The sequence below is a fragment of the Deinococcus actinosclerus genome (assembly GCF_001507665.1).
GTDB lineage: Bacteria > Deinococcota > Deinococci > Deinococcales > Deinococcaceae > Deinococcus > Deinococcus actinosclerus.
The window spans coordinates 2,570,635-2,591,414 of sequence record NZ_CP013910.1 but is presented as its reverse complement, the minus strand read 5'-3'; the positions used below and the strand labels follow the sequence as shown (position 1 = coordinate 2,591,414).

The 20,780-nt window shown below is 64.3% G+C and carries 28 protein-coding genes; 26 read left to right on the top strand and 2 right to left on the bottom strand.

What is annotated here, in order from left to right:
* The first annotated feature begins 46 nt into the window (after window positions 1-46).
* The 13 genes from AUC44_RS12580 (at window position 47) to AUC44_RS16605 (ending at window position 7,736) form a co-directional block, all read left to right on the top strand.
* Window positions 47-892 carry an HK97 family phage prohead protease gene (locus tag AUC44_RS12580; RefSeq protein WP_062159061.1) on the top strand — a complete coding sequence of 282 codons (846 nt, stop codon included), beginning with the start codon at window positions 47-49 and terminating at the stop codon, window positions 890-892.
* The gene (locus tag AUC44_RS12575) at window positions 889-2,145 is read left to right on the top strand and encodes a phage major capsid protein (RefSeq protein ID WP_062159060.1); all 1,257 of its coding nucleotides are present in this window, start codon (window positions 889-891) and stop codon (window positions 2,143-2,145) included. Before AUC44_RS12580 ends, AUC44_RS12575 begins: the two co-directional genes overlap by 4 nt.
* Before the next feature lie 52 nt (window positions 2,146-2,197).
* On the top strand, window positions 2,198-2,623 hold the full coding sequence (locus AUC44_RS12570; protein ID WP_062159059.1) for a hypothetical protein: 426 nt from the start codon (window positions 2,198-2,200) through the stop codon (window positions 2,621-2,623).
* Window positions 2,592-3,128, top strand: a complete 537-nt coding sequence (locus AUC44_RS16615) for a hypothetical protein (RefSeq protein ID WP_062159058.1) — start codon at window positions 2,592-2,594, stop codon at window positions 3,126-3,128. The genes AUC44_RS12570 and AUC44_RS16615 overlap by 32 nt, the downstream gene beginning before the upstream one ends.
* Complete coding sequence (locus AUC44_RS16845; RefSeq protein ID WP_062159057.1) at window positions 3,128-3,445, top strand: hypothetical protein; 318 nt, start codon at window positions 3,128-3,130, stop codon at window positions 3,443-3,445. The genes AUC44_RS16615 and AUC44_RS16845 overlap by 1 nt, the downstream gene beginning before the upstream one ends.
* On the top strand, window positions 3,442-3,714 hold the full coding sequence (locus AUC44_RS16840) for an HK97 gp10 family phage protein (protein ID WP_062159056.1): 273 nt from the start codon (window positions 3,442-3,444) through the stop codon (window positions 3,712-3,714). Before AUC44_RS16845 ends, AUC44_RS16840 begins: the two co-directional genes overlap by 4 nt.
* On the top strand, window positions 3,711-4,055 hold the full coding sequence (locus AUC44_RS12550) for a DUF3168 domain-containing protein (RefSeq protein ID WP_062159055.1): 345 nt from the start codon (window positions 3,711-3,713) through the stop codon (window positions 4,053-4,055). The genes AUC44_RS16840 and AUC44_RS12550 overlap by 4 nt, the downstream gene beginning before the upstream one ends.
* Before the next feature lie 2 nt (window positions 4,056-4,057).
* Window positions 4,058-4,519 carry a hypothetical protein gene (locus AUC44_RS12545; protein ID WP_062159054.1) on the top strand — a complete coding sequence of 154 codons (462 nt, stop codon included), beginning with the start codon at window positions 4,058-4,060 and terminating at the stop codon, window positions 4,517-4,519.
* 2 nt (window positions 4,520-4,521) lie between these two features.
* Window positions 4,522-4,761 carry a hypothetical protein gene (locus AUC44_RS12540; protein ID WP_062159053.1) on the top strand — a complete coding sequence of 80 codons (240 nt, stop codon included), beginning with the start codon at window positions 4,522-4,524 and terminating at the stop codon, window positions 4,759-4,761.
* On the top strand, window positions 4,758-5,252 hold the full coding sequence (locus AUC44_RS12535; protein ID WP_157445358.1) for a hypothetical protein: 495 nt from the start codon (window positions 4,758-4,760) through the stop codon (window positions 5,250-5,252). The genes AUC44_RS12540 and AUC44_RS12535 overlap by 4 nt, the downstream gene beginning before the upstream one ends.
* Window positions 5,253-5,269: 17 nt before the next feature.
* Window positions 5,270-5,572 carry a hypothetical protein gene (locus tag AUC44_RS12530; protein WP_062159051.1) on the top strand — a complete coding sequence of 101 codons (303 nt, stop codon included), beginning with the start codon at window positions 5,270-5,272 and terminating at the stop codon, window positions 5,570-5,572.
* Window positions 5,573-5,659: 87 nt separating this feature from the next.
* Window positions 5,660-5,953, top strand: coding sequence for a hypothetical protein (locus AUC44_RS12525; RefSeq protein ID WP_157445357.1), 294 nt, complete (start codon window positions 5,660-5,662; stop codon window positions 5,951-5,953).
* Window positions 5,954-6,137: 184 nt separating this feature from the next.
* Entirely contained in the window at window positions 6,138-7,736 is a 1,599-nt protein-coding gene (locus AUC44_RS16605) for a hypothetical protein (protein ID WP_157445356.1), read from the top strand.
* 17 nt (window positions 7,737-7,753) lie between these two features.
* On the opposite strand, the gene AUC44_RS16260 is transcribed toward AUC44_RS16605, so the two are convergent.
* The gene (locus tag AUC44_RS16260; protein ID WP_231724438.1) at window positions 7,754-7,966 is read right to left on the bottom strand and encodes a helix-turn-helix domain-containing protein; all 213 of its coding nucleotides are present in this window, start codon (window positions 7,964-7,966) and stop codon (window positions 7,754-7,756) included.
* Window positions 7,967-8,107: 141 nt separating this feature from the next.
* Here AUC44_RS16260 and AUC44_RS16600 point away from each other — a divergent pair, with 141 nt between their 5' ends.
* The 13 genes from AUC44_RS16600 to AUC44_RS12470 all read left to right on the top strand — a co-directional run bounded on the left by AUC44_RS16600 (window position 8,108) and on the right by AUC44_RS12470 (window position 20,276).
* Window positions 8,108-8,365 carry a hypothetical protein gene (locus AUC44_RS16600; RefSeq protein WP_335338667.1) on the top strand — a complete coding sequence of 86 codons (258 nt, stop codon included), beginning with the start codon at window positions 8,108-8,110 and terminating at the stop codon, window positions 8,363-8,365.
* A gap of 44 nt (window positions 8,366-8,409) precedes the next feature.
* Entirely contained in the window at window positions 8,410-8,703 is a 294-nt protein-coding gene (locus tag AUC44_RS12515; RefSeq protein ID WP_157445354.1) for a hypothetical protein, read from the top strand.
* Complete coding sequence (locus AUC44_RS17375) at window positions 8,703-9,023, top strand: HNH endonuclease (protein ID WP_082689058.1); 321 nt, start codon at window positions 8,703-8,705, stop codon at window positions 9,021-9,023. Before AUC44_RS12515 ends, AUC44_RS17375 begins: the two co-directional genes overlap by 1 nt.
* Window positions 9,016-9,612: an HNH endonuclease gene (locus tag AUC44_RS16250; RefSeq protein WP_197408539.1), complete on the top strand. Its 597-nt coding sequence runs from the start codon at window positions 9,016-9,018 to the stop codon at window positions 9,610-9,612. Before AUC44_RS17375 ends, AUC44_RS16250 begins: the two co-directional genes overlap by 8 nt.
* Before the next feature lie 349 nt (window positions 9,613-9,961).
* The gene (locus AUC44_RS12510) at window positions 9,962-13,780 is read left to right on the top strand and encodes a phage tail tape measure protein (RefSeq protein ID WP_197408538.1); all 3,819 of its coding nucleotides are present in this window, start codon (window positions 9,962-9,964) and stop codon (window positions 13,778-13,780) included.
* Window positions 13,781-13,790: 10 nt separating this feature from the next.
* Window positions 13,791-15,296: a hypothetical protein gene (locus AUC44_RS12505; protein ID WP_157445353.1), complete on the top strand. Its 1,506-nt coding sequence runs from the start codon at window positions 13,791-13,793 to the stop codon at window positions 15,294-15,296.
* Window positions 15,293-15,727 carry a hypothetical protein gene (locus tag AUC44_RS12500; RefSeq protein ID WP_062159045.1) on the top strand — a complete coding sequence of 145 codons (435 nt, stop codon included), beginning with the start codon at window positions 15,293-15,295 and terminating at the stop codon, window positions 15,725-15,727. The genes AUC44_RS12505 and AUC44_RS12500 overlap by 4 nt, the downstream gene beginning before the upstream one ends.
* Window positions 15,728-15,735: 8 nt before the next feature.
* A complete protein-coding gene (locus AUC44_RS12495; RefSeq protein ID WP_062159044.1) occupies window positions 15,736-18,237 on the top strand; it encodes an SGNH/GDSL hydrolase family protein in 2,502 nt (833 codons plus the stop codon).
* Between the two features lie 125 nt (window positions 18,238-18,362).
* A complete protein-coding gene (locus AUC44_RS12490) occupies window positions 18,363-18,554 on the top strand; it encodes a hypothetical protein (RefSeq protein WP_058975531.1) in 192 nt (63 codons plus the stop codon).
* Window positions 18,535-18,885, top strand: a complete 351-nt coding sequence (locus tag AUC44_RS12485) for a hypothetical protein (protein WP_157445352.1) — start codon at window positions 18,535-18,537, stop codon at window positions 18,883-18,885. The genes AUC44_RS12490 and AUC44_RS12485 overlap by 20 nt, the downstream gene beginning before the upstream one ends.
* A gap of 8 nt (window positions 18,886-18,893) precedes the next feature.
* On the top strand, window positions 18,894-19,223 hold the full coding sequence (locus tag AUC44_RS12480; protein ID WP_157445351.1) for a hypothetical protein: 330 nt from the start codon (window positions 18,894-18,896) through the stop codon (window positions 19,221-19,223).
* Window positions 19,213-19,818: a glycoside hydrolase family 108 protein gene (locus tag AUC44_RS12475; RefSeq protein WP_062159041.1), complete on the top strand. Its 606-nt coding sequence runs from the start codon at window positions 19,213-19,215 to the stop codon at window positions 19,816-19,818. Before AUC44_RS12480 ends, AUC44_RS12475 begins: the two co-directional genes overlap by 11 nt.
* 80 nt (window positions 19,819-19,898) lie before the next feature.
* On the top strand, window positions 19,899-20,276 hold the full coding sequence (locus tag AUC44_RS12470) for a hypothetical protein (protein ID WP_062159040.1): 378 nt from the start codon (window positions 19,899-19,901) through the stop codon (window positions 20,274-20,276).
* Between the two features lie 3 nt (window positions 20,277-20,279).
* Here AUC44_RS12470 and AUC44_RS12465 read toward each other — a convergent pair whose 3' ends face one another.
* Complete coding sequence (locus AUC44_RS12465) at window positions 20,280-20,732, bottom strand: response regulator (protein ID WP_062159039.1); 453 nt, start codon at window positions 20,730-20,732, stop codon at window positions 20,280-20,282.
* Window positions 20,733-20,780 lie beyond the last annotated feature (48 nt).

Below are 20,780 nucleotides of genomic sequence, written 5' to 3'. Positions count from 1 at the left end.
CCCAAGTGGGCGGTTTTTCATTGCCATTCACAGGAGGTGAACCAGCATGACCAAGACGAATCAGAAGCCCAGCGGCGTCCCTGAGACCAAGAACTTCACCGTTGAAGTGAAGGCCGAAGGGGAAGGGATCGTCACCGCGTACGCCGCCGCGTTCGGCAACACCGACAGTTACGGGGACGTCATCCAGAAGGGTGCGTTCATCAAGACCGTCAGCGAGCGCAAGGACAAGGTCAAGGTGCTCTACAACCACGACACGTGGCAGCACCTGCCCGTCGGCAAGCCCGTCAGCATGACCGAAGACGGGTACGGCCTGCTGACCAGCACGAAGATGAGCCAGACCCAGATGGGGCAGGACATCTACACGCTCGCGCAGGAAGGCGCGCTGGACAGCATGAGCATCGGCTACAGCGCCATCAAGGCCGAGTACCCCGAGGACTACCGCACGACCGGCATCTACCGTGTCATCACCGAACTGAAACTCTACGAGTACAGCTTCGTGCCCTTCCCAGCGAACGAGGGCGCCATCATCACTGGCATCAAGAGTGGCGACGACCTGGCGCGCGAGATCAAGCGCTGGAAGGCCATCACTGAAGTGAACCTCTCCACGAAGGCCGGGCGCGTCCTCTCCGCGGTGAACGCGAAGAAGATCCTCACGGCCCTCTCCGAACTCCAAGACCTTGTTTCCGCAGCCGGGCTGGATGAAGCCGCCAACGATGACGGCACTTCGACCACGACCACTACGGATTCCAAGAGCAGCCCGGAGCCGCGCCAGCACTCCAGCCTGCTGTCCGCCCTGCAACAGGAAGCCAAGAAGTACGAGCGCGAGGGCAAGAACGCCTCGCTGCTCACTGACCTGCGCCGTTTCGGCGCGTCCCTGGGAGGGACCCCATGACCCACAGCAAAGACGCACTGCTCGCCAGCCTCGCCCTCTCCATGAGCGAGGCTTTTTCCGGCCCCGCCCGCAGCGGCAAGATGTTCGGCGGACCCGCCACCCTCTGGGACGGCGACGAGCCCAGCATCGCCCAGGAACTGAAGAAGATCGAGGACGGCATCTGGAAGAAGACCGAGAAGCGCCTGGAGGAAATCAAGGCCGGGAGCAGGGTCAAGGACTACGACACCGAACTGGCCGGTCTGGAGAAGGAACACGCCGAGATCAAGGCGAGCCTGCTCGACGTGCAGACGAAGCTGGGCCGCCTGGGCGCCAGCGGCGGCGAAGGCGGCGAGATCAAGAGTGCCGGCCAGCTGCTCGTCGAGAGCAAAGGCTTCGAGGGCGCCAAGCGCGGCCAGCGCTTCATCGCCACGGCGGAAGTGAAGGCCCTGAGCACTGGTGCGGCCAGCGCGGGCGTCATGGCCCGTCAGCCCCAGCGCCTCGCCCAGTACGAAGTGCCGGACGAGCCCCACATCCGCGACCTGTTCGCGCAGGGCACCACGCAGGCCAGCAGCCTCGTGTTCCCCGTCCGCAAGACGCTGACCAACGCGGCGGCGATGGTGGCCGAGCTGGCCGCGAAGCCCGAGAGTGACATGACCTTCGAGGACAGGACCTTCCCCGTGCGGAAGATCGCGCACTACGTGAAGGTGTCGGACGAGCTGCTGGACGACGCGCCCGGCATTCAGTCCTACATCGACGCGCAGCTGATCGAAGGCCTGCGCGACGTGGAAGACGTGCAGCTGCTGAAGGGCAACGGCACCGGCCAGAACCTGACTGGCGTGTACACCAGCGCCCCCGCGTACACCCGCGCCGTGGCCGGGGACACGCTGATCGACACCTTCCGCCGCGCCATGACCCAGCTGCGCCTCGCCAAGTACACGCCCAGCGGACTCGTGCTGAACCCCGAGGACTGGGAGAAGGTGCAACTCGTGAAGGGCACCGACGGGCACTACATCTGGGTGAACGTCGGCACGACCACCGAGCCGCGCCTGTGGGGCCTGCCCGTGCGGGACACCATGGCGCTCGCCGCTGGCGAGTGGCTGATGGGCAACTTCCGCCGCGGCGCGCAGATCTTCGACCGCATGGACGCCCGCGTCGAGATGACCAACACGGACCAGGACGACTTCATCAAGAACCGCGTGACGATCCTCGCCGAGGAGCGCCTGGCGCTCGTGATCTACGACGTCAACGCGTTCGTGAAGAACGCCGCGAGCTGATCGCCTGGGGCGCACCTGATGCGGGTGCGCCTCGCCTGAAGGGAGGGAACGCATGAAGTACCGAGTGAAACACGCGTCGGTGGGCGGCCCGCTCACCGGCAAAGCGCCCGGCGATCAGGTGACCGTGACGGGCGAGGACGAGCAGCACCTGCTCGCGCTGGGCCTGCTGGAAACCGAGGAGGAGTACGAGGCGCGGCAGGCGGCGAAAGCCGAGGCGGAAGCAGCCCAGACCGACACGATCAACATGACGGTGGACTGGGCCAGCCTCTCCCAGGTCATCAGCCCCGACCGCATGGCGGAACTCGTCATGGCCGAGGAGGACCGCCTGCTGGAACCTCACAAGAAGGGAGGCGGCTGGTATCACTTCGGTGAAGGCCCCGACCTCGTGAAGCTGCAGGGCCGCGAGGATGCCCTGACCGAACTGGCGAAGCGACAGGAGGCCGCGAATGCCGCTGGTCAGTCCGCCGGAGGGGAGTAACCTCACCCCCGCGCAGCTCGCCCTCGCTGAGGCTCTCGTGGCCGCTGAGCTGGGCCTGCCGGACCTCGCTGAGCAGGCCGGGGTGGGGGAGAGCGGGGAGATCGGCAGCAGCGGCCTGATCGCCCTGAGTCGTCCGGCGGTGAGCATCCAGTCCCTCGTCGTGGCAGGGGCGCCCGTCATCGGCGTGCTGACCAACCCGCGCACGATCGACGTGAGCGCGACCATCCGGCCTGCCCTGACCGGTGGCCTGCTGGGGACGAACTACGCGCCGCTCCCGTACCTCGTGAGCTACACGGCAGGCTGGGCGGCTGGGACGCTGCCTGAGGGCATCCGACAGGCGGTGCTGCTCACGGCCCAGGCGGGTGCGGCGGCAGCGGGGCGGGTGGGCATCAAGAGCGAGAGCATGGGCCCGGTGTCGCGCTCCTACACGGACGCGGCCAGCACCGGAACACTGCCCGCCGACGCCCGCGCGCTGCTGCGGCCCTGGCTGCCCACGAGGTTCTGATGCAGCTGCCCGCGTCGATGCTCACCAGCACCTGCCAAGTGCTCGAGCGGGTCGCCGGAGCGCCTGGCGCGCTGGGCAGCGTCACGTACACGTGGCAGCCCCAGGGCACACCGCTCCCCTGCGCGCACTTCCCCGCTGGCACGAAGGTCACGCAGATCGCCCAGCTGCGCGGCGTGAAGGTCAGCCGCGAGGTGTACCTGGAACGCACCGCACTCAACCCGCAGACCCACCGCGTGGCGCTCGACGGCGTGCCGTACCAGATCACCCTCGTGAACGACTGGGACGGGTTCACCGTACTGGGCGTGGTCACGCCGTGAGGTTCAAGCACCTCCGGAAGAAAGTGCAGGCCGTCGGGGACAAGCGCGCCGCGCTGCTGGCGCTGGAAATCCGGAACCTCGCCGTGCGGTACGCGCCTGTCGACACCGGCCGCCTGCGCCAGAGCATCGGCCTGAAACAGATCGGGCCCGGCCACTGGCGCGTCGGCACGAACGTCGCCTACGCCCTGTACGTCGAATTCGGCACGCGCTTCACCGCCCCGGCCGCCTTCTTCCGGAAGGCGCTGCGCGACGCCCTGGGAGGCACATGAACACCACCGACCTCATCGCCAACGCGCAGGACGCCCTGACCCTCATCGAAGGGGCGGACGTCCACGTGCGCGGGCAGGACATGCCAGCCGATCCGGACCGCCTGATCGTGCTGGACCTCATCACCAGTCGCCGCCTGGGCGACTACGACAGCGCGGGCCGGATGGTCACCCTGCAGGTCAACACCTTCGGGCTGACCATCGAAGCGGCCCTCGCTCTGGCAGACGAGGCGCGCGACGCGCTCACCGCTGCCGACTGGCACGAAGCGGGGTCTGCGCGCCCCACCCCGACCGCTGACGGGGACACGCTCAGCGGCATCACGCAGGACTACACGAGGAGCTGACCATGGCAGTGAAGAAAGGGAAGGGCACGAAGATCCGCTGGGCGGTGCTGGCCGCCGGTGCCACCGCGCGGCCCAGCAGCGGGCTGACCGTCATCAGCGGACTCCAGAGCAGCGAGATCAAGGGCGGGCAGGACCTCGACAACGCCCCGAACGGCGACTACGACAGCACCGACGGCGGCTGGCGCGACGGGGACACCATCCGCCAGAAAAACTGGACGTTCACACTGGGCGGTCACGTCGTGGACGGCGGCACCCAGGCGGAACAGATCAGCGACCTCTGGGACGCGTGGAGCACCGGCCTGCCCATCTGGATCGAACGCCTACGCCCCGGTGACACGAAGTGGAAGGGCGGCCGGGTCATCCTGCAGGACCCCACCGAACCCGCCCCGTACGACGGTGAGCTGACGTTCGCCTTCAACGGCCTCGGCCAGGGCGCCATCGTCGAAACGCCCGACAGTCCCTAACCATGCTCGAACTCATCGCCCGCGAATTGCGGGCCGGTGAGCCCGTCGCCTGCGCGTACGGCTGTCAGGTCACCCCTGACGGCCTGCGCGCCGGGCTGCTGTTCGCCCGGGCGGGGCTCACGGGACCGCTCGAATTTGTCAACCCACAAACGCAGAACACCTATTTGCTGACCCTGCCCCCCGATTACCTGAACCTCGACGAGGACGGGTGGGGCGAGCAGGAACTCCTGAGGAGCCCATGACCCAGACTGAATCCCTGCCCATCACTGGCCGGCCCACCCTGCGGGTCGTGCTGGCCGTCCCTGAGACCACCCGCGCCGCGCTCGCCGAGCAGGGCGTCACGGCGCCCGCCGAGGTGGAACTGTGGCTACAAGAGGCCACGCTGCGCGAGCGGGCGCAGGTGGAACAGGCGCAGCGGACCCTGGGCCAGCAGGACCCGACCGAGTGGCTGGCTGGGCTGCTGCACAAGCGCAGCGCGGCCGGGACCGACCTGCCCGTCCTGCGTGAGCTGATCCTGGACATGACGCCCACGACCATCGCGCAGCTCACGCAGGCGTACGTCACCGGCAGGCTGGCCGACCCAAAGACGCTGCGGGCGGCCCTGGCACAGACGGAGACGCGCCTGGAAGCCGCCCTGCTGGAACAGTTGGGGAACGGCGAACCCTCGCCCTCCTCGCCCACTGGTACGGCATCAAACCCTGGGAGCGAGACCAACTCCAACCCGGCGAGCTAAGCGCCCTGCTGGGCAGCGTGGGCTTCCTCCGGTTCCTGCGCGACCTGCCGCAGCTCAAGCGGGACTTCGCCGAACTGGGCCCGGAAGGCTGGCGGAACCTGCTCATGCCGAAGACCGGCCAGCACGACGCCCTGGCGCGCCGCGCGTGGCCGGTCTTCATCAAGGACTACGACCTCGGGGAAGGGGAAGGCAGCAGCATCCCCAGGGACGCGGCCCAGGCGTACATGGCCGCGCTGAAAGCTGGCCGCGTGCCGCGCTGGGTGGAAGCCCTGGGCGTGAGCGTCGAGATCAAACGAGCAACAGGGGGTGAAGAAACATGACGGGAAGTGCAGAGGTCGACGTCGCGTTAGGCCGAAACGATCCGCATTTTCGGCAAAGGGTGGTAATTGGCGGTGATACAAGTAGGCATGAGGAAAATGCATGCCGGTGCTCTAGCCATGGGACTCTTTATGGGCGGGCTTGTCGCGGGACAGGCTTTCGGGCCCGACACGCTCTTCAACGCCAAAGGCAAAACGAAGTCGGATTTCGTTAAAGAAGCGGACGCTATCTTGGCAGAATATAGTGAGAACGTGGCGCTCTCTGCTAGTGCCGCTCAGGTGACACAGGTCGCTAATGAGGCGCAAGTCCGGTACGACTATATTCAGATCAAGCAGAACGCTGAGATCATTCGGCTACTAACTGTCATTGCCAGCAAGAAGTAATATTTATGAATGAAATGAATATTGTTTGTGGAGGAATGCCTTGTTGCAGATAATGACGGGGAAATTTTATAAGTCGCAGGATCCCAGTGATTTATACATCACAAACCATAAAAGCGTAGTCTACACAAATTATAACGTTCTGATACCAATTGAAACGATTGTAGGAACTTTACATCCTTCTTCTGTGCTCAGTGAAATGAGGACAACCGTATATGAGTTTAACGAAAAACTAGAGTCTAAGACTAAAGACCATGATGGAGAAATAAAACCCGCCTTCTTAGTCTCTGTTGGGCCTGAGTCTATGGTGAATGACTTGTGCGCCATAGCTACTTTTGTTCTAGGTGCGGTATTTAGTCCAGATAGGGATTTGGTGTACCGTCTTACGAGAAGTAAGTATCCTTCCATTGGAAGAACATCTCCAGTTAGTAAATTGGTTAAAAGAATATTCGATGAAGAGGTTTCGTACAGCGTAGAAGATTCGGACAGGCTGAAGAAGTTTTTGGAAAAACTGATTTCTCTGCCTAGAAAAAAGTATGAAGCTGTAATGCGCTCTATATGCAGATTTGTTACAGGAATTCATCGCATGGGTGATGACCTTGACGTAGCTTACACAATTATTGTGGCTTCCCTGGAGTCTCTAGCTAGAGACTTCTCTGATTTTGAAGCTGGCTGGGAAAGCTTAGAGGGGAAAAGGAGGAGTGATTTAGATAAGAGCATGGCTGATATTCCGGATGAAAAAGCTCAACCTATAAGAGAAGCCATTTTAAAACACGAGTATCTCGGTCTAAGTAGAAGATATAGAGAGTTTGTGCTTTCTAATATTGATGAATCATTTTTCCGGGAAGAGGCCGTTGGTGTAAATAATCCAATTGGAAGACCTCAATTAGAAAGCGCTCTGCGTGGTGCCTACGCTGCGAGATCCAAATATGTTCATGAATTGCAGGACTTGCCGAAAATGATGGTCACACCTTGGCATGAGTCAGATCTTTACTCAAATAATGGTGAGTCTGTTCTGACTTTTCGTGGCATTATTAGAGTTGCGAGAAAAGTGATCACAAAATTTGTTGAAGACTCTGAGTCTACTGGATATGAGGATTTTGACTATACTAGATCATATCCAAATATTGTTATAGCTGAAATGGCTCCAGAGTATTGGATCCATCTGTCTGAAGGGTTCAATCATACGAAAGCGAAAAAGATCTTATCTGGATTCTTAGATATATCAACAGCCTTAGTTGCTGGTGAACGCGAATTTATGGTTGATGTAAGGGGAGTTCTGCAAGAAATACAGAAGCAGGCCAAGGGGATAGATGTAGAGAAAAGAAGACCAATGCTTTTGATGTATTTTATATACCATTTCTTGGTTCATCCTGATCTTGCCGTTGATGGATCCGAAGAATTTCTTGAAAACTTCACTAATGAGCTTGACACTCCACATATAGAATCTGTAGTCGCAAATACATTTGTTGGAGAAAAATCAGAATGGGAACCCAGTAAATCATTTGAAGTTTGGGAAAAATATATGAAGCAGAGAATGAAGCCACTGGGGCTTCAATTAAATAGAAGGCTTGAGACGGCAATTATTTTGAGAAATGCCAGCATGTGTATAAGGGCTAAGCTTTTTGAAGATGCCCTGCGGTGGATAAAATTTGCAGTAGAAAATGATCCTGGAAAATTAGAAATTATTGAAATCGAAAACAAAATGAAAAATGGGGTGTTCGATGACTTTGAGTGGCAGAAATATTTATTTAAAGATCCCGCTACAGCTGAAAAGGATAAGTAATGGATTTTAGATAAACATTAATCAGCATTTTGGCCTTTTGGTATGGCTACGAGCTCCAAATCAAGCGCGTCCAGTACCTCCTGCCAAAGTTGCGGCACCTTTCCACTTGTGCCCGACAACAGTCGGGTGATACTGGGCCGCTCCACCTCCAGCAAGGTCGCTAACTGCCCCTGAGAGATGCCTTTCTCTTTGAGGCGGTTTTTTACGGCCTCCCGCACGCGGTCATTCATTCCAGTCATCCTACCCTCCCGAGTTGATAGTAACACATCTTGCCACTGGTGGCAAAATATGTTACTATCAACTCAGCAAAGAAGGGGCGCAGCCCTAGGAAAGCAAGCCCCTTCGATGCGACCCACACAGGAGGAAGGTCAATGACAAGATACGAAGTTCAGCTCCCGAAAGTTGCAGATGGCACGTACGACTACGCCCGCGTGAACGCGTACGGCCCCGCCACTCAGACCCGCGTGGTCATTCACGACGGCAGCCTGTTCGACTTCGCTCTGAACGGCGAAAGCACCCGCGCTGACCGCCTGGGCGAAATCGAGCAGGCCGTGAAAGCCGAGCTGGTCTGGCACATCCGCCAGGGCCTCGCGCAGCGCCTGCGTGAAGACGTGAGCGTGGCGGCGTGACCGGGGGGCAGGCTCACCCCCTGCCCCTTCTGGGGCCGTGCGACATGTGCGGCGCACCGGACGGCGTGCTGGCGTTCGTGAACGAGCAGTTCACCGAGCATCACTGCCCGCGCTGCACGCACCGCCACGCGCTGTACACCGCCGCGTATGACCACCTGGGGTTCCTGATCCGTCAGGCGGTCACGGTGTGGCTGCCCACGTGGGGCCACCTGCCGGGCGTGATTGACCTTGAGGAACAACTCCGGCAGATCGGGGCGGAAGTCCACAAGGACTACAAGGCGGGTTGCTTTGACCGGGAGGGAGTTCGATCCTCCTACCCCATGAGTAGGGCCGCCTGATGTTGCGCGGCGGTGACCCCTACAAGAGTCGTCACCGCCGCCGCGCCAAGAAAGTCGGCGCGGTTGGCAGTTTCGACAAGGGAGATGTGGACATCCGGCGGGCCAAGCAGGGGGGTCTTTGCCACTACTGCGGCGAAGTGCTTGAAATCGATGGTCCGCGCAAGTTCCAAGTTGATCACTTCATTCCACTCAGCCGGGGAGGTACGAACATGATGACCAACATTGTCTGCGCCTGCCCAGAGTGCAACCGAGACAAGGGAAGCAAGATGCCGTGGGAGTACCGCCCAGCTCGTTTCGCGCCGGGGTGCCGTCGTGACTGAGAAGCAATGCACCCGCTGCAAGCAAATTTTGCCAATCGAAAACTTTCCTATATCTCGCTGGGGCAAAGCTAAGCCAATCTACAAAGGTAGATGCAAACCTTGCGATGCGGCGAGAAGGAAAGAGTTGAAGGATGCTGCCCCTGAGCGTTACAGGTCGTATGACAAGATTTCAAAGTCCAGAAGGAAGGATAAAGCTAGGGTCGAATCATCAAACTGGCGTCGCCGCAACCCAGAGCGTTCAAAAGAGCTGGGCCGTCTTAGCTATGCGCGTCATCGGGAAAATCGTGTTGCTGAATCTCAGGCAAGAAGGGCGCTGAGGTACGGAGTTCGTGGCCGAATCACCGGAATAGACATACACCTCAAATACAAAGCTCAGGAGGGTAAGTGCTACTACTGCGGCATCAAATTAAATCAGACAAGTCTTGCAAAGGGAGTGGTTGAGCATTGGATACCACTTTCCAGGGGGGGTAAAAATGAATCGTCCAACATAGTCATGTCCTGTTGGGATTGCAATGCGCGCAAGCATGCAAAGATGCCTTGGGAATTCATGCCAGAGAGATTTACGTTTCAAGATTTGACCCCACCTTAAAAAGCTTCGGGCGGCTAATGGCCGCCCTTTCTATTGGGAAAGGCAGGTGAATATGACGGATGGCAGCGGGGAAGTTGATGTGGTGTGGATAGACGTGCAAGTCCGCACCCATCAGGCGGAACGTAGTTTGCGCGAACTTGAGCAGGAGTCCGAGCGTTCTGGTCAACGCTCAGGCGCGGGATTCGGTGGGAACTTTGACCGTGAGGCAAGCCGAGGGGTAGCGAAAGCGGAAGACGCCATTGGTCAGAGTGGCGGACGTGCAGGGAACAAGTTTGGCAGCCTACTTACTGGTGCAGTGGCGGGCGCTTCGGCTGGGCTGGTAGGAATCGCAACTCAGGCAATTGCTCAAGTGACAGCCGTGCTCATTCAGGGGGTAGCCGCTCCTATCAACTTCGCGCAGCAGGCCCGGCAGGGTGTCGTGGACCTGCAGGCGTCCCTGGGCGTCACTGGGACGGAGGCCGAGCGCCTGGGCGAAGTCGCCAAGAAGGTGTTCGGCAACAACTGGACCGGCAGTCTCGCTGAGGCGCAGAACGCCGTGGCGAACGTCCGCCGCGAGATCAAAGGCCTGAGCGACACCGACCTGCAGGCCGTCACGGAAGGCAGTGTCGCCATCGCAGACCGCTTCCAGGAAGATCAGGCGAAGGTCGCTCAGGCTGTCTCCGCTGTCATGAAGAGCACCGGCGCCAGCGCGACGGAGGCCATGGATTTCGTGACCGCCGGATTCCAGCGCGGCCTGAACAAGAGCGGCGACTTCCTGGACAGCATCCTGGAATACTCGCCGCAGTTCGAGAAGGCCAAGGCCAGCACTGGCGAGTTCTTCAGCACGCTCGAATCCGGGCTGGGCAAGGGGGCCCTCGGCACCGATAAAGTGGCGGACGCCTTCAAGGAATTCGGGTTCAGCCTCTCGGACACCAGCAAGGGCATGGTGGGCGCGTTCGCTGACCTCGGGATCAATCAGGCGAAGCTCACCCAGCAGATCGACAACGGCACCCTGACCCAGACCCAGGCGTTCCAGCTGATCATCGACAAGCTCAAGGGCGTCAAGAGCGAAACCGAGCGCATGGCGATCATCAGCCAGATCTTCAAGGGCGCCGGTGAGGACCTGGGCAGCCTGATCCTGAACATCGACCTGACCAAGACGAAGATGGGTGACCTGCGCGGCACGACCCAGACCGTCAAGGACGCCACGAACACCCTGGGCAGCGTGTTCCAGACGGCGTGGCGGCAGGTGCTCATTCAGCTGCAACCGATCGGTGACCTGCTGCTGGACCTGGCGAACGAGGCCATGCCGAGCGTCAAGGCTGCCATCAACCAACTGGGGCCGGTCGTGACGAACGTGGTGCGCTTCCTGGTGGATGGCTTCCGCCAGGGTCGGCAGGTGGCGGGCCAGTTTGCCACTGAGTTCGGGCCGCAGATCGAGCGGGCCGTAGCGACGTTCCGCCCGGTCGTGCAGGCCATCGGACCGCTGTTCGCAGGTGTGTTCGGGTTGATCCGGACGCTCTGGGAGACGGTGCTGCGGCCTGTGCTGACGACCATCTCTCCCCTGATCACGGGCGTCGTGGCATCGGTGGGGAACACCCTGAACCTCATCGTGCGGGTCGTGACGGGCGTGGTGAACGCCGTCAGCGCCCTGCTGCGCGGCGACATGGCCGGCGCCGTGAATGCCCTGCGCGGCATCTTCGAGGACGGCGTGGTGTTCGTGGTGCGCCAGGTGCGCAACATGGGCTCGACGATCCTCGGCCTGATCCGCCAGCTGGCGCCCCAGATGGCGGACGCCGCAGCGAACATCATCCGAGGCCTGATCGGTGGCATCGAGGGGGGCGCGGGGCGGGTCATCGAGGCCGCCCGGAACCTCGCGAGCGGCGTGATCAAGGGGATCAAGGAAAAGCTCCGCATCCAGAGCCCCGCGAAGGAAACCTACATCCAGGGTGAGCACGCGGCTCAGGGCCTCGCGAACGGGATCACGGACAAGAGTCCGGTGGTTCAGAAGGCCGCTGCCGAGATGGCGAAGGGCGTCCTGACCGAGACCCAGAAGGCCCGCGCGGAACTGGAGAAGGCCATCCGCATGGACGCCTGGGTGAACGGTCTGAAGAGCGCCACGACCGCTCAGCTGGAAGCGGCTCAGGCCACTGCCCGCACGGCCGGCGAGGCCGACAAGTACAACGCGATCAAGGCCGAGCTGGAACGCCGGGAACAGGCAGCAACCGCTGCCACCGAGAAGGCCACCCAGGCCGCGAAGGCTCAGGCTGATCAGCTCGCCGCGAACCGCCGAGCGATCACGGACGGGCTGAAGTTCGACGCGTACGTGGCCGGCCTGGGCAGCCTGACCGACGCGCAACTGGCGACCCAGGCGAGTGCCGCGAAGAGTGCCGGGGATCAGCAGCGCTTCAACGCCGTGCTGGCCGAGCAACGCAGCCGGGCAGAGGAGACCGCGCGGGCCGTCAGCGACCTCGCAGACGCCCAGATCGCCGCTGCGAACAGTGCGGCCCGGCGTGACCCGCAGGGGTTCACGGACGCCGCGTACCGCCAGAGTTTCGGGGCGGGCGACCTGGGGCTGGTGCGCAGCCTCGCAGCTGTGACGGGCAAGAGCGTGGCGGACATCCGGGCGAACGTGCAGGCCGCCCTCGAGGATGCCAAGCGGTACGCCCCGGAAGCAGCAGCGATCATTGAACGGGTGTACGCCGATGCCCTCACGCACCGCCGTGAGGCCGCAGCGGAAGAGGACCGGATCACGGCCCGCGCCATCGAGCTCGCCAACGACCGCCGCACCCAGATCGTCGAGAACCTCCAGGCGGAACAGGCAGCGGCCGATGACGCCCGGATCACCGTGGACTTCCTGACCGGGCAGCTGGCCGAGCTGGCGGCCCAGGGTGTGGACGCGAAGTCCAACGGGTTCCTGGACTACCTCACCGACCTGTCGAAAGGCACCGGCAAGGCGGCGCGGGCAGCTCAGACGCTGCTGGACAATTTCGACGCGCTCTGGACACGCGCGCAGTTCCGGGCGGCCCAGCCGGACGCCATGAGCGACACCCCCGCTCCGGCCCTGGGCACGCGCCCCACTGGAACGCCTGAACCGGTGGCGGCCCGCCCAGCAGCCACCCCGACCACGGCGGCCACAGCGGTCGATGCCCGCACAGCCCTGAGCGCCGAGGCGCAGGCCTGGAAGGATCGCACCGAGGCGCAGCTGGAAGCCACGCGGCGCCAGGAGGAATACCGCGCGACGCTGAAAGGCCTGACGGTCGATCAGCTCAAGGCGGCGCAGGCGCAGGCCCTGCAGAACGGTGAGGGCGAGCGGTATACCGTGATCGGCGCCGAGATCACCCGCATCCAGACCGACCAGGCCACCGCTGAGAAGGCCGCAGCGGACGCTCACGCGACCTGGGTCGCGAACCTGAACACCATCGGGTTCAAGGAGTGGACCGAGACCCTCAAGGACATGAGTGCCGCTGAGCTTCAGGCCGCACTGGATGCCGCGCGGGCCAGCGAGAACGTCGCGGAGTTCAATGCGGTGCTGGCCGAGATTCAGAACCGTGAGATCAACGTCACGCTCAAGATCGCCGGGTTCGACACGGGCCTGAAGCAACTGGACCTGTTCAAGACGGCAACACAGGGGCTCGTGGACGTGATCAGCAAGACCTTCGAAGGACTCGTCGACGGCTCGCTGGACACGGCTCAGGGCGTGATCCGGAACACGGCCGTGATGGTGCTGGGCATCGTCAAGCAGATCGCCATCGCGGTGGCGGCGTACCAAGCGCAGGCGATCGCCATGGCGATCATCAAGGGCGGGTCATTCGACTTCGTCGGGGCAGCTGCGGCACTCGCTGCTGCTGCGGCCATTGCCGGTATTGCGGCCGGGCTCGCCAGCAAGATCAGCCAGAGCGGCGCCAGCGCTACGCCCACCAGCAGCACTCCCAGCAGCGCCACGCCAACCGGTGGCGCAGCCAGCACCTCGAACAACCTGGTCAGCATCCCGAGTTCACAAGTCACGGTCACGGCCGCGCCGGAATGGGCCAGCACCCTGTACCAGGGCGCGCAGATGATCCTGACCGCTGGGGAGTACATGCAGCGCCTCGTCACTGAGGGCATCACGATCAACACCTCCGAAGCCCCCGGCAGTCAGCGAACTCGCGGCGTGGTGGGCCTCGCCTACCGCCTGATCAACACCTGAGGAGGGCCCCATGGCCTGGACGATGAGTATCTGGCCCGCGAACAAGAGCGGGCCGCCCCGCCTCGTGACGAACCTGGACGTGCTCAAGGGGATCGACGACGGCTTCGCCTGGACACTCAGCCCGCACGGGGGCTGTGTGAAACTCGTGCTGCGTGCCATGAACCAGCGCCTGCGCCTCGGCCCGCTGGACATCGTGCAACTCACGATCAACGGCACGCCCTGGTACTACGGCACGGTGCCTGAACCCAGCCACATCGAGCAGCCCGACGTGGAAGAGCAGGTCATTCTCGGCGGGCGCGAGATCCTGAAACGAGCCCTGATGGACGGGAAGGTCTACCGGAATGCCGGCGTGTACGCCATCGTCCGGGACATCCTGGGCCGCCTGTGCCCGCCCGGCGTGACGTACAGCGCCGCGCTGATCGGGGACGGGACCGGCACCGACACTGGCCCCACCCTGGCGACGTTCTACAGCCCCACGGCGACCCTGCTGGACACGCTGACCGGACTGGCGAAGTCCGCCGGGTGCATCTGGGACGTGGACGTGCTGGGCCGCGTGTTCTTCCGCCCGGCCAATGCCGCGCCTCTCACCGTGCCGTACGCCGGGCAGCGCTGGCAGCGGCTCCGTGTGCAGGGCGCGGATGCCTGCACGCAGGCCGTGCTGCGCATCGCCAGTGCCCCCAGCCTCCCAGGCGACGGACAGCTGAGCCCCGGGTACCTGCCCCGCACCGTCACCACTACGGCCACGCACGCCGATCACACCCTGTACGGCGCGTCCCAGGCCGTCGAACCACCCGAGGGTGTCAGCGTGGTGCGGAGTCAGTCCCTGCCGCCCACCGTGTACACCCAGCTCGTCGGCGGCACCCCACCCCCCGTACAGACCCCCGAGAACGTCTCGGACGGGAACCCGGACTCGTACGCGGTCGTGCCCATCGGGTACGGCTGGGCAGTGCTGCTCGAGCAGTTCGCGGGCCGCTGCGTGGGCTTCCGGATGACGTACGAAGTGCCGCAGTACAACGCGGCCAGCGCCTGGGACCTCGCGGTCCTGGTCCGCCGGGGCTCGAACATCGACGCGCAGGTCAACCTGTCCACCACGAACGGGCGGACCACCATCACGGCCATCGTCCCGCCGGACGCGTCGATGGACGGCGCCACATGGCCGACCACGGTGGGGCTGGAGACGAGCGTCTACGCGAATCCGCCCACACCGACGATCAGCATGTGGATCTACGAACTGACCCTGCTGGTGGTGGATGACGACGCCGCCCAGCGTGTTGCGGAGAGCTACCTGCAGCCACCGTACTACCAGCCGACTGAGGTGGAACTGCGGGGGCTGGTGCCGCCGCGTCCGCAGTTGACCGTGACGGGCAGCCCAGACGGTGACGTGACGGGCGAGACGGGTGCGTGGGAGTACCAGTACACCCTGGACCAGTACGGCGTGACCCTGGCCCGCCTGGGCAGCGACGGGCAGGACGACGAGGCCCGCGCGATCCGGCTGGCGATCCGGAGGGGCGCGTGACCGGGCAGGACGTCACCCGATTCGTGCTCCTCGGCCCGACCCTGCGCGCCCCGCGCGTGCTGGTGAAGGCGTACGCCATCGAACGGCAGCATCAGTACGCCGAGCGGCTCATCCAGAGCGTGGACGGCGAGACGAGCGAACTGGCCGGCAGCGGGCAGCGCATCTACGTCCCTATCGAACTGGACTGCTACGTGCAGCCGCCCCAGGGGGAACTCTGGACGCGCCGCACCCTGGCCCGCGAACTGGCTGGCCTGCTCTCGGACATCGAGGTGGCGACCAGCGTGCAGTTCGGTGACCTCTCCCTCCCCGTGTACCGAATCCGCGTGGTGACCCGCGCCCCGACGGGCAACGGGTACCGCATCCGCCTGCGCCTGTACAGCAACCAGCACGAATTCACGGACGCGGACGGCAACCCCGTCCCGCTCGCTTAAGGAGACCCATGACGAACCTGATCGGTGCCCCACGGGTACCCACCGACCCCGCCCAGCGGCCCAGCATCACCGGCACTGTCCGCTACACCCGCAGCTACGCCGGTGGGGCCGTGGCGGGACTGGGAACGGGTGAGTACCCCATCCGCTACGACTGGCCGGCCAGTGGTGACCTGCTGGCCGGGACGTGGCTGCTCGACACGGGAACCCCGCCCCTCTCGCCCATCCCGCTGGCCGCCGCGCGATTCGAGCAGGGCGATCCAGCGCCGGAGGGAGTCCTGATCATTGCGGGGACCCTCCGGTACCCAAGTGGCGCGGCTCAGGCGTTCGAGGTGCGCCGGCTGCCCGTTGAGACGAGTGAGGGTGTGCTGGATCTGCGGGTGGAGATCGACCCGCCGGCCTGGACCACCCCACAGCAACTCACCGATCTGATCGGGGATGTGCAGACGGCCCTGGCAGACGCGCAGTCCGCTACTCAGGACGCGCAGGCGGCCCTGACGGCCATCCCGGGCCAGGTCGCTCAGGGGCTCGCACCCGTCGGCGCGGCCCTGGGCAACCTCGCGGAAACCAGCGCGTACCTCGTGGCGCAGACCGATCTGACAGGCCGCGTGGATACCGTGGCGGCCCTGCCGGGCGGACAGGCGGCAGGCACGCAGTACCTCGTGGCCGAGACGGGCACCGTGTGGCGCGTCCAGGGCGGCACCTGGGCGGACACCGGGTACGGCGTGGCGCTGCGGGGTGCGCCACAGGCGAGCAGCCTCCACGCGCAGATCATCACGGACGCCCAGGCGGCCACGCCGGGCGCGTACCGGCGCACGGCCCTGCGCCTCGCCACCACCACGGACACCGTGACCGTCCTGATCCTGCTGGACAGCATCAGTGAGGGTGCGGACCAGATCGGGTACGGCCTGGAGGACACCTACGCCGGACGGCTCACGAGGTGGCTGGAACAGCATTTCGGGAACCGGGTGCGCGTCGTGAATCTCGCGCTGGGCCAGCGCCGCATCGAGCACTTCAACGATCCGAACTACAAGGCGCAGGCGACTGAACCGGCCAACATCGACCTGGGTTTCGGGCCGCGCAGCGCCGGGGACCGCCCGTGGGCCGCCGCGAACGTCGGGAAGTCCTGGCAGCAGATCGCGCAGGAACAGGGCGCGGACCTCGTGGTCCTGGCGTGCGGGATGAACCAGGACAGCGACGCGAACGGGGACCAGAACTTCGTGCAGCGCGCCTACCTGACCAACGTGCTGGACACCATTGGCGCGAACTGGTGGACGTGGCAGGGGCTGGCCCCGGACGTGCTCATCGTGACGCCCATGATGCCCGCAGCGAACTACCCCAAAACGCCGCACCAGATGCGCGGCATGGGGACCATGCAGCGCGGCGTGGCGCGGGCGCGGGGGTTGCCGGTGGCGGATGTCAACCGCCTCAGCAACGTGCAGATGTACGGCCTGGACCCCGAGACCCGCACGAGCCGCGCGTGGCTGACCATCGGCGCGGGCCTCGTGGGCTGGACGGACAGTGGCGTGGCGAGCTGGGCGCGGCAGAGCGACGGCACCTACACCCGCACGGGGAGCGGCACCGGCTACATGCAGCGCGACGCGGCGCAGTTCATGGACGGCGAGATTCGCGCGTTTGCCGTGTTCGGATCGGACACGCAAATTCTGAACGTGAAAGTTCGCATCGGTTGGTGGGGGCAGATCAATGTGCAGTGGACGGGTCACACGGTGCAGGTGTTCGAGTCTCCCTCTGCGGGTGGCGCGGGCCGTGTGCTGGGCGGGCACTCCTGGGCACAGACACTGGCAGGCGGCGGCACCTGGGCCGGAGCGGGGCAGAGTATCTACCTGTATGCCGAGGGTACGCGCCTGCGCCTCACGCACAACAGCACGGACGTGCCCTTGCTGGACAGCGCCCTGGGCCTCCAGCCGACGACTGTGCAGGTCGGGACCGATGACCCCGGCTACCTCCTGCCGGATCGCCTGTTGGGCTTCGAGATCATCCCGCGCGACCCGGTGCAGGCGGCGGGGGTATACAACACCGCTGAGCTGCTGGGACCGCAGGGCGCGAGCGGCGGGCCGCAGAGCGGGAACGCCCTGAACCACCCGACTGGCACGGGGTACGCCGTGATGTACCACGCGGTGATCGTGGCCGCCCTGAGCGGCCTGCCGGGGCGGGTGGCGGCGGCGGGCAACGTCGGGGACGCGGAAACCACCATCGCAGCCCCCTACGCCGCCGGGTGGAGCGACCTGGATGGGTACGTACCCGCACAGATCAGCAAGCGCGGCTCCCGCGTGGAGATGAGCGGCAACACCCACAAGGACGCCGGGGCGGGGACCACCGTCATGACGTTGCCGCCAGGGTACCGCCCGCCGACCTCGTACCTGCTGCGCCTGAACACCAATGGCGGCATGCTGACCGCCACGGTGCAGGCGGACGGGCAGATCGTCACCGCTGATCCCGTACCGGACGGCGGGTGGATCGCGTGGAGTGGCGCAGAGTGGCGCACGTCGTGACACCTCACACCTGATCTCCACCCCACCGCACCCGCCCCAGCCTCTCCGGCCCTGGGGCGGTTCCCATTCACCCTGGCCGGACTCTGGAGCCGCATGCCTCAACTTCTCACCACCACAGGAGCGACATGAAAGACCCCCTCGTCATCCTCACCTGGATTGTCGGTGCCGGCTTGCTGCTCGTCCTTGGACGGTACGCCGTCACTGGGCAGCTCGACGACAAGATCCTCGCAGGCATGGGCACCATTCTCGGCGGCCTGATCACAGCGCTCGCCACTCGCAAAAAGGACGGTGACAGCAATGGCCGTAACACCCCTTGATCTCCTGGCCGCCCTCGCCCTACTCGCCTTCGTGTCCGGCATGGGCGGGGTGACGTACCGCGCCGTCATGCTGTTGATCCAGCTGATCGCCCCCAAGCCCCACTGGCAGGAACGCGGGGCACTCCTGATCATCCTGGCGCTGGGGTACATCGTGCTCCTGGCGCTGGACGTGCCGAGTGTCCTGGCGAGCCTGCGCGACAACAGCAGTCACGCCACGCTGGACAGCGTGATCCGCACGTCGGTGTTCGCGGCGTGGCTGTGGGTGCTGAACACCATCCTGCTGATGCTCGCCAGGGGCACGCTGGGACCGCAGCCCCGGTGGCGCCGGTGAACGCCGGCGTGATTGGCCTGCTGCTGATCGGGCTGGCGCTGGGCGTGGCGAGCGTCGCCTGCTGGCGCTTCATGCTCAGCCCGCTCAGCCGCTGGGCGCCAGGCCTGCTGAGCCTCGCGTACTACGCCGCGATGTGGGTGTGGCCGCACGAGGCGATCACGGCGGCCCGGGCGGGCGTGGCCTACCCGTTCGGCGACGGCGTGCGCGTGACGCTGCTGGGACTGGCGCTGGTGCTGGCGATCATCGAACTCTCGGTGCGGCTTACGCGGGCCGTGCGGCACAACGCGGCGCTCAGGGCGCAGCTGGCAGCGCAGGGAAGGGGAGAGCATGACGACTGACTTCGAGAAGGCCCACGAGTTCACGGCCAAATGGGAGGGCGGGTACGTGAATCACCCGGCGGACAAGGGCGGCCCGACCAACTTGGGCGTAACCCAAGCCGTGTGGGAAAGCTGGTGCCGGGAGCGCGGCCTGCCCGTGAAGCCTATGCGCGCCCTGACCCTGCCGGACGTGCTGCCACTGTACGAGGCGCGGTACTGGCCCGCCGCGTCCGGGCTGCCCTGGCCGCTGAGCGGCGTGGCGTACGACATCGCCGTGAACCACGGGCCGGGCAACCTGCGGCTGATGCTGGGCAGCGTCCCTGCCACAGGCACCCCGGCGGAGCGCGCGGACCGGCTGATCGATGCGCGCGAGCAGTTCTTCCGGAAGATCGTCAAAGCGCGGCCCAGTCAGGAGGTCTTCCTCAAGGGGTGGCTCAGGCGGGTGGCGGCCCAGCGTGACTGGCTCGATGAGCAAGCGGTGCAGCCCGCTGTCCCGCGCGTGTTCCTGCGGGACATGGCGGGGAAGAACGTGGAGTGGGATGGGAAGCCCACGATCTACAACGGCACGCGACTGACCCTGTACCCAGACGGTGCGCTGCAACTGGAACGCGAGTAGGCCCCGTGCCCCATGGGGCACTGACAATCCACCCTCTCACCGGCCCCCATCGCAGGGGGCCGCGCCCATTGAGGTCCCCCATGAACCAGTTCACGATCCTGTCCGCCATCGTCGCCCTCGGCGCCGCTACCCGCTCCGGCACTACCCTTGACGCCCCCACCGTCCAGCCGTGGCTCGACAAGCACCTGCCCAACCTCGTCAGCAAGGCGCAGGCCCTCCGCGACGGCGCCACGTGGACCGAGGTGGGCGCCCTGCTGGAAGCCGCGGTGCAGGCCGCCCAGGAACTCAAGCCCGTCCTAGCTGGTACGGCCCGCGCCGCGTTCGTCCTGGCGGTCGTGCAGACTCTGGTGCGGGAGTTCGCCCCGCCCAGCGCGCAGTGGCTCCGCCTGCTGCTGGACAGCCCGTTCGCGGCCTTCCTGATCGAAATGGCCTTCCGGCGACTCTTCCCCGGCGGGTAAGGCTCAGTTCACTGGCTTCGGTTGCTGCCGGAACCGTGCCTGACTCCAGAACCGCACCAGACTATCGATCTGATCCAGAAACCCCCTGAAATCAGGCTGCTTCACGAGGTACGAACTGGCAATCAGTTCGTACGCCAGGTCGACGTCTTCCTGCCGGGTCGAGGTCGTGAGCATCACCACGGGCAGGTGCCGGAAGGTCGCTTCGTTCCGCAGGGCGCTCAACACCTCGAAGCCGTTCATGCCGGGCATGTTGACGTCGAGCAACACAACGTCAGGCAGGGACTGCTTGGTCGCCTGCTCGTGCAACCAGTCCAGCGCACTCTGGCCGTCCTGAATGACCTTGATGCTGACCTGCTCGCTGTACTGCTCGAACGCCTCCTGCGCGAGCATGCAGTCGGCTGGATTGTCGTCGATCAGCAGGAGGCACAGCCTACGAGTAGGAGAAGATGCGGTCATGACAGGCCAGAGTGGCACACGACCGTGAGGTCAGCAAACGCAACTGAA

What these genes read in the sequence shown, in the direction of transcription:
- AUC44_RS12535 (WP_157445358.1), top strand. Translation starts at nt 4,758, where the DNA reads ATGACCCAGACTGAATCCCTGCCCATCACTGGCCGGCCCACCCTGCGG.
- AUC44_RS12505 (WP_157445353.1), top strand. Translation starts at nt 13,791, where the DNA reads ATGGCCTGGACGATGAGTATCTGGCCCGCGAACAAGAGCGGGCCGCCC.
- AUC44_RS12485 (WP_157445352.1), top strand. Translation starts at nt 18,535, where the DNA reads ATGGCCGTAACACCCCTTGATCTCCTGGCCGCCCTCGCCCTACTCGCC.
- AUC44_RS16845 (WP_062159057.1), top strand. Translation starts at nt 3,128, where the DNA reads ATGCAGCTGCCCGCGTCGATGCTCACCAGCACCTGCCAAGTGCTCGAG.
- AUC44_RS12490 (WP_058975531.1), top strand. Translation starts at nt 18,363, where the DNA reads ATGAAAGACCCCCTCGTCATCCTCACCTGGATTGTCGGTGCCGGCTTG.
- AUC44_RS12470 (WP_062159040.1), top strand. Translation starts at nt 19,899, where the DNA reads ATGAACCAGTTCACGATCCTGTCCGCCATCGTCGCCCTCGGCGCCGCT.
- AUC44_RS12465 (WP_062159039.1), bottom strand. Translation starts at nt 20,732, where the DNA reads ATGACCGCATCTTCTCCTACTCGTAGGCTGTGCCTCCTGCTGATCGAC.
- AUC44_RS16615 (WP_062159058.1), top strand. Translation starts at nt 2,592, where the DNA reads ATGCCGCTGGTCAGTCCGCCGGAGGGGAGTAACCTCACCCCCGCGCAG.
- AUC44_RS16600 (WP_335338667.1), top strand. Translation starts at nt 8,108, where the DNA reads ATGACAAGATACGAAGTTCAGCTCCCGAAAGTTGCAGATGGCACGTAC.
- AUC44_RS12580 (WP_062159061.1), top strand. Translation starts at nt 47, where the DNA reads ATGACCAAGACGAATCAGAAGCCCAGCGGCGTCCCTGAGACCAAGAAC.
- AUC44_RS12540 (WP_062159053.1), top strand. Translation starts at nt 4,522, where the DNA reads ATGCTCGAACTCATCGCCCGCGAATTGCGGGCCGGTGAGCCCGTCGCC.
- AUC44_RS12525 (WP_157445357.1), top strand. Translation starts at nt 5,660, where the DNA reads ATGAGGAAAATGCATGCCGGTGCTCTAGCCATGGGACTCTTTATGGGC.
- AUC44_RS12495 (WP_062159044.1), top strand. Translation starts at nt 15,736, where the DNA reads ATGACGAACCTGATCGGTGCCCCACGGGTACCCACCGACCCCGCCCAG.
- AUC44_RS12575 (WP_062159060.1), top strand. Translation starts at nt 889, where the DNA reads ATGACCCACAGCAAAGACGCACTGCTCGCCAGCCTCGCCCTCTCCATG.
- AUC44_RS12475 (WP_062159041.1), top strand. Translation starts at nt 19,213, where the DNA reads ATGACGACTGACTTCGAGAAGGCCCACGAGTTCACGGCCAAATGGGAG.
- AUC44_RS16260 (WP_231724438.1), bottom strand. Translation starts at nt 7,966, where the DNA reads ATGAATGACCGCGTGCGGGAGGCCGTAAAAAACCGCCTCAAAGAGAAA.
- AUC44_RS12550 (WP_062159055.1), top strand. Translation starts at nt 3,711, where the DNA reads ATGAACACCACCGACCTCATCGCCAACGCGCAGGACGCCCTGACCCTC.
- AUC44_RS12515 (WP_157445354.1), top strand. Translation starts at nt 8,410, where the DNA reads ATGTGCGGCGCACCGGACGGCGTGCTGGCGTTCGTGAACGAGCAGTTC.
- AUC44_RS12570 (WP_062159059.1), top strand. Translation starts at nt 2,198, where the DNA reads ATGAAGTACCGAGTGAAACACGCGTCGGTGGGCGGCCCGCTCACCGGC.
- AUC44_RS17375 (WP_082689058.1), top strand. Translation starts at nt 8,703, where the DNA reads ATGTTGCGCGGCGGTGACCCCTACAAGAGTCGTCACCGCCGCCGCGCC.
- AUC44_RS12545 (WP_062159054.1), top strand. Translation starts at nt 4,058, where the DNA reads ATGGCAGTGAAGAAAGGGAAGGGCACGAAGATCCGCTGGGCGGTGCTG.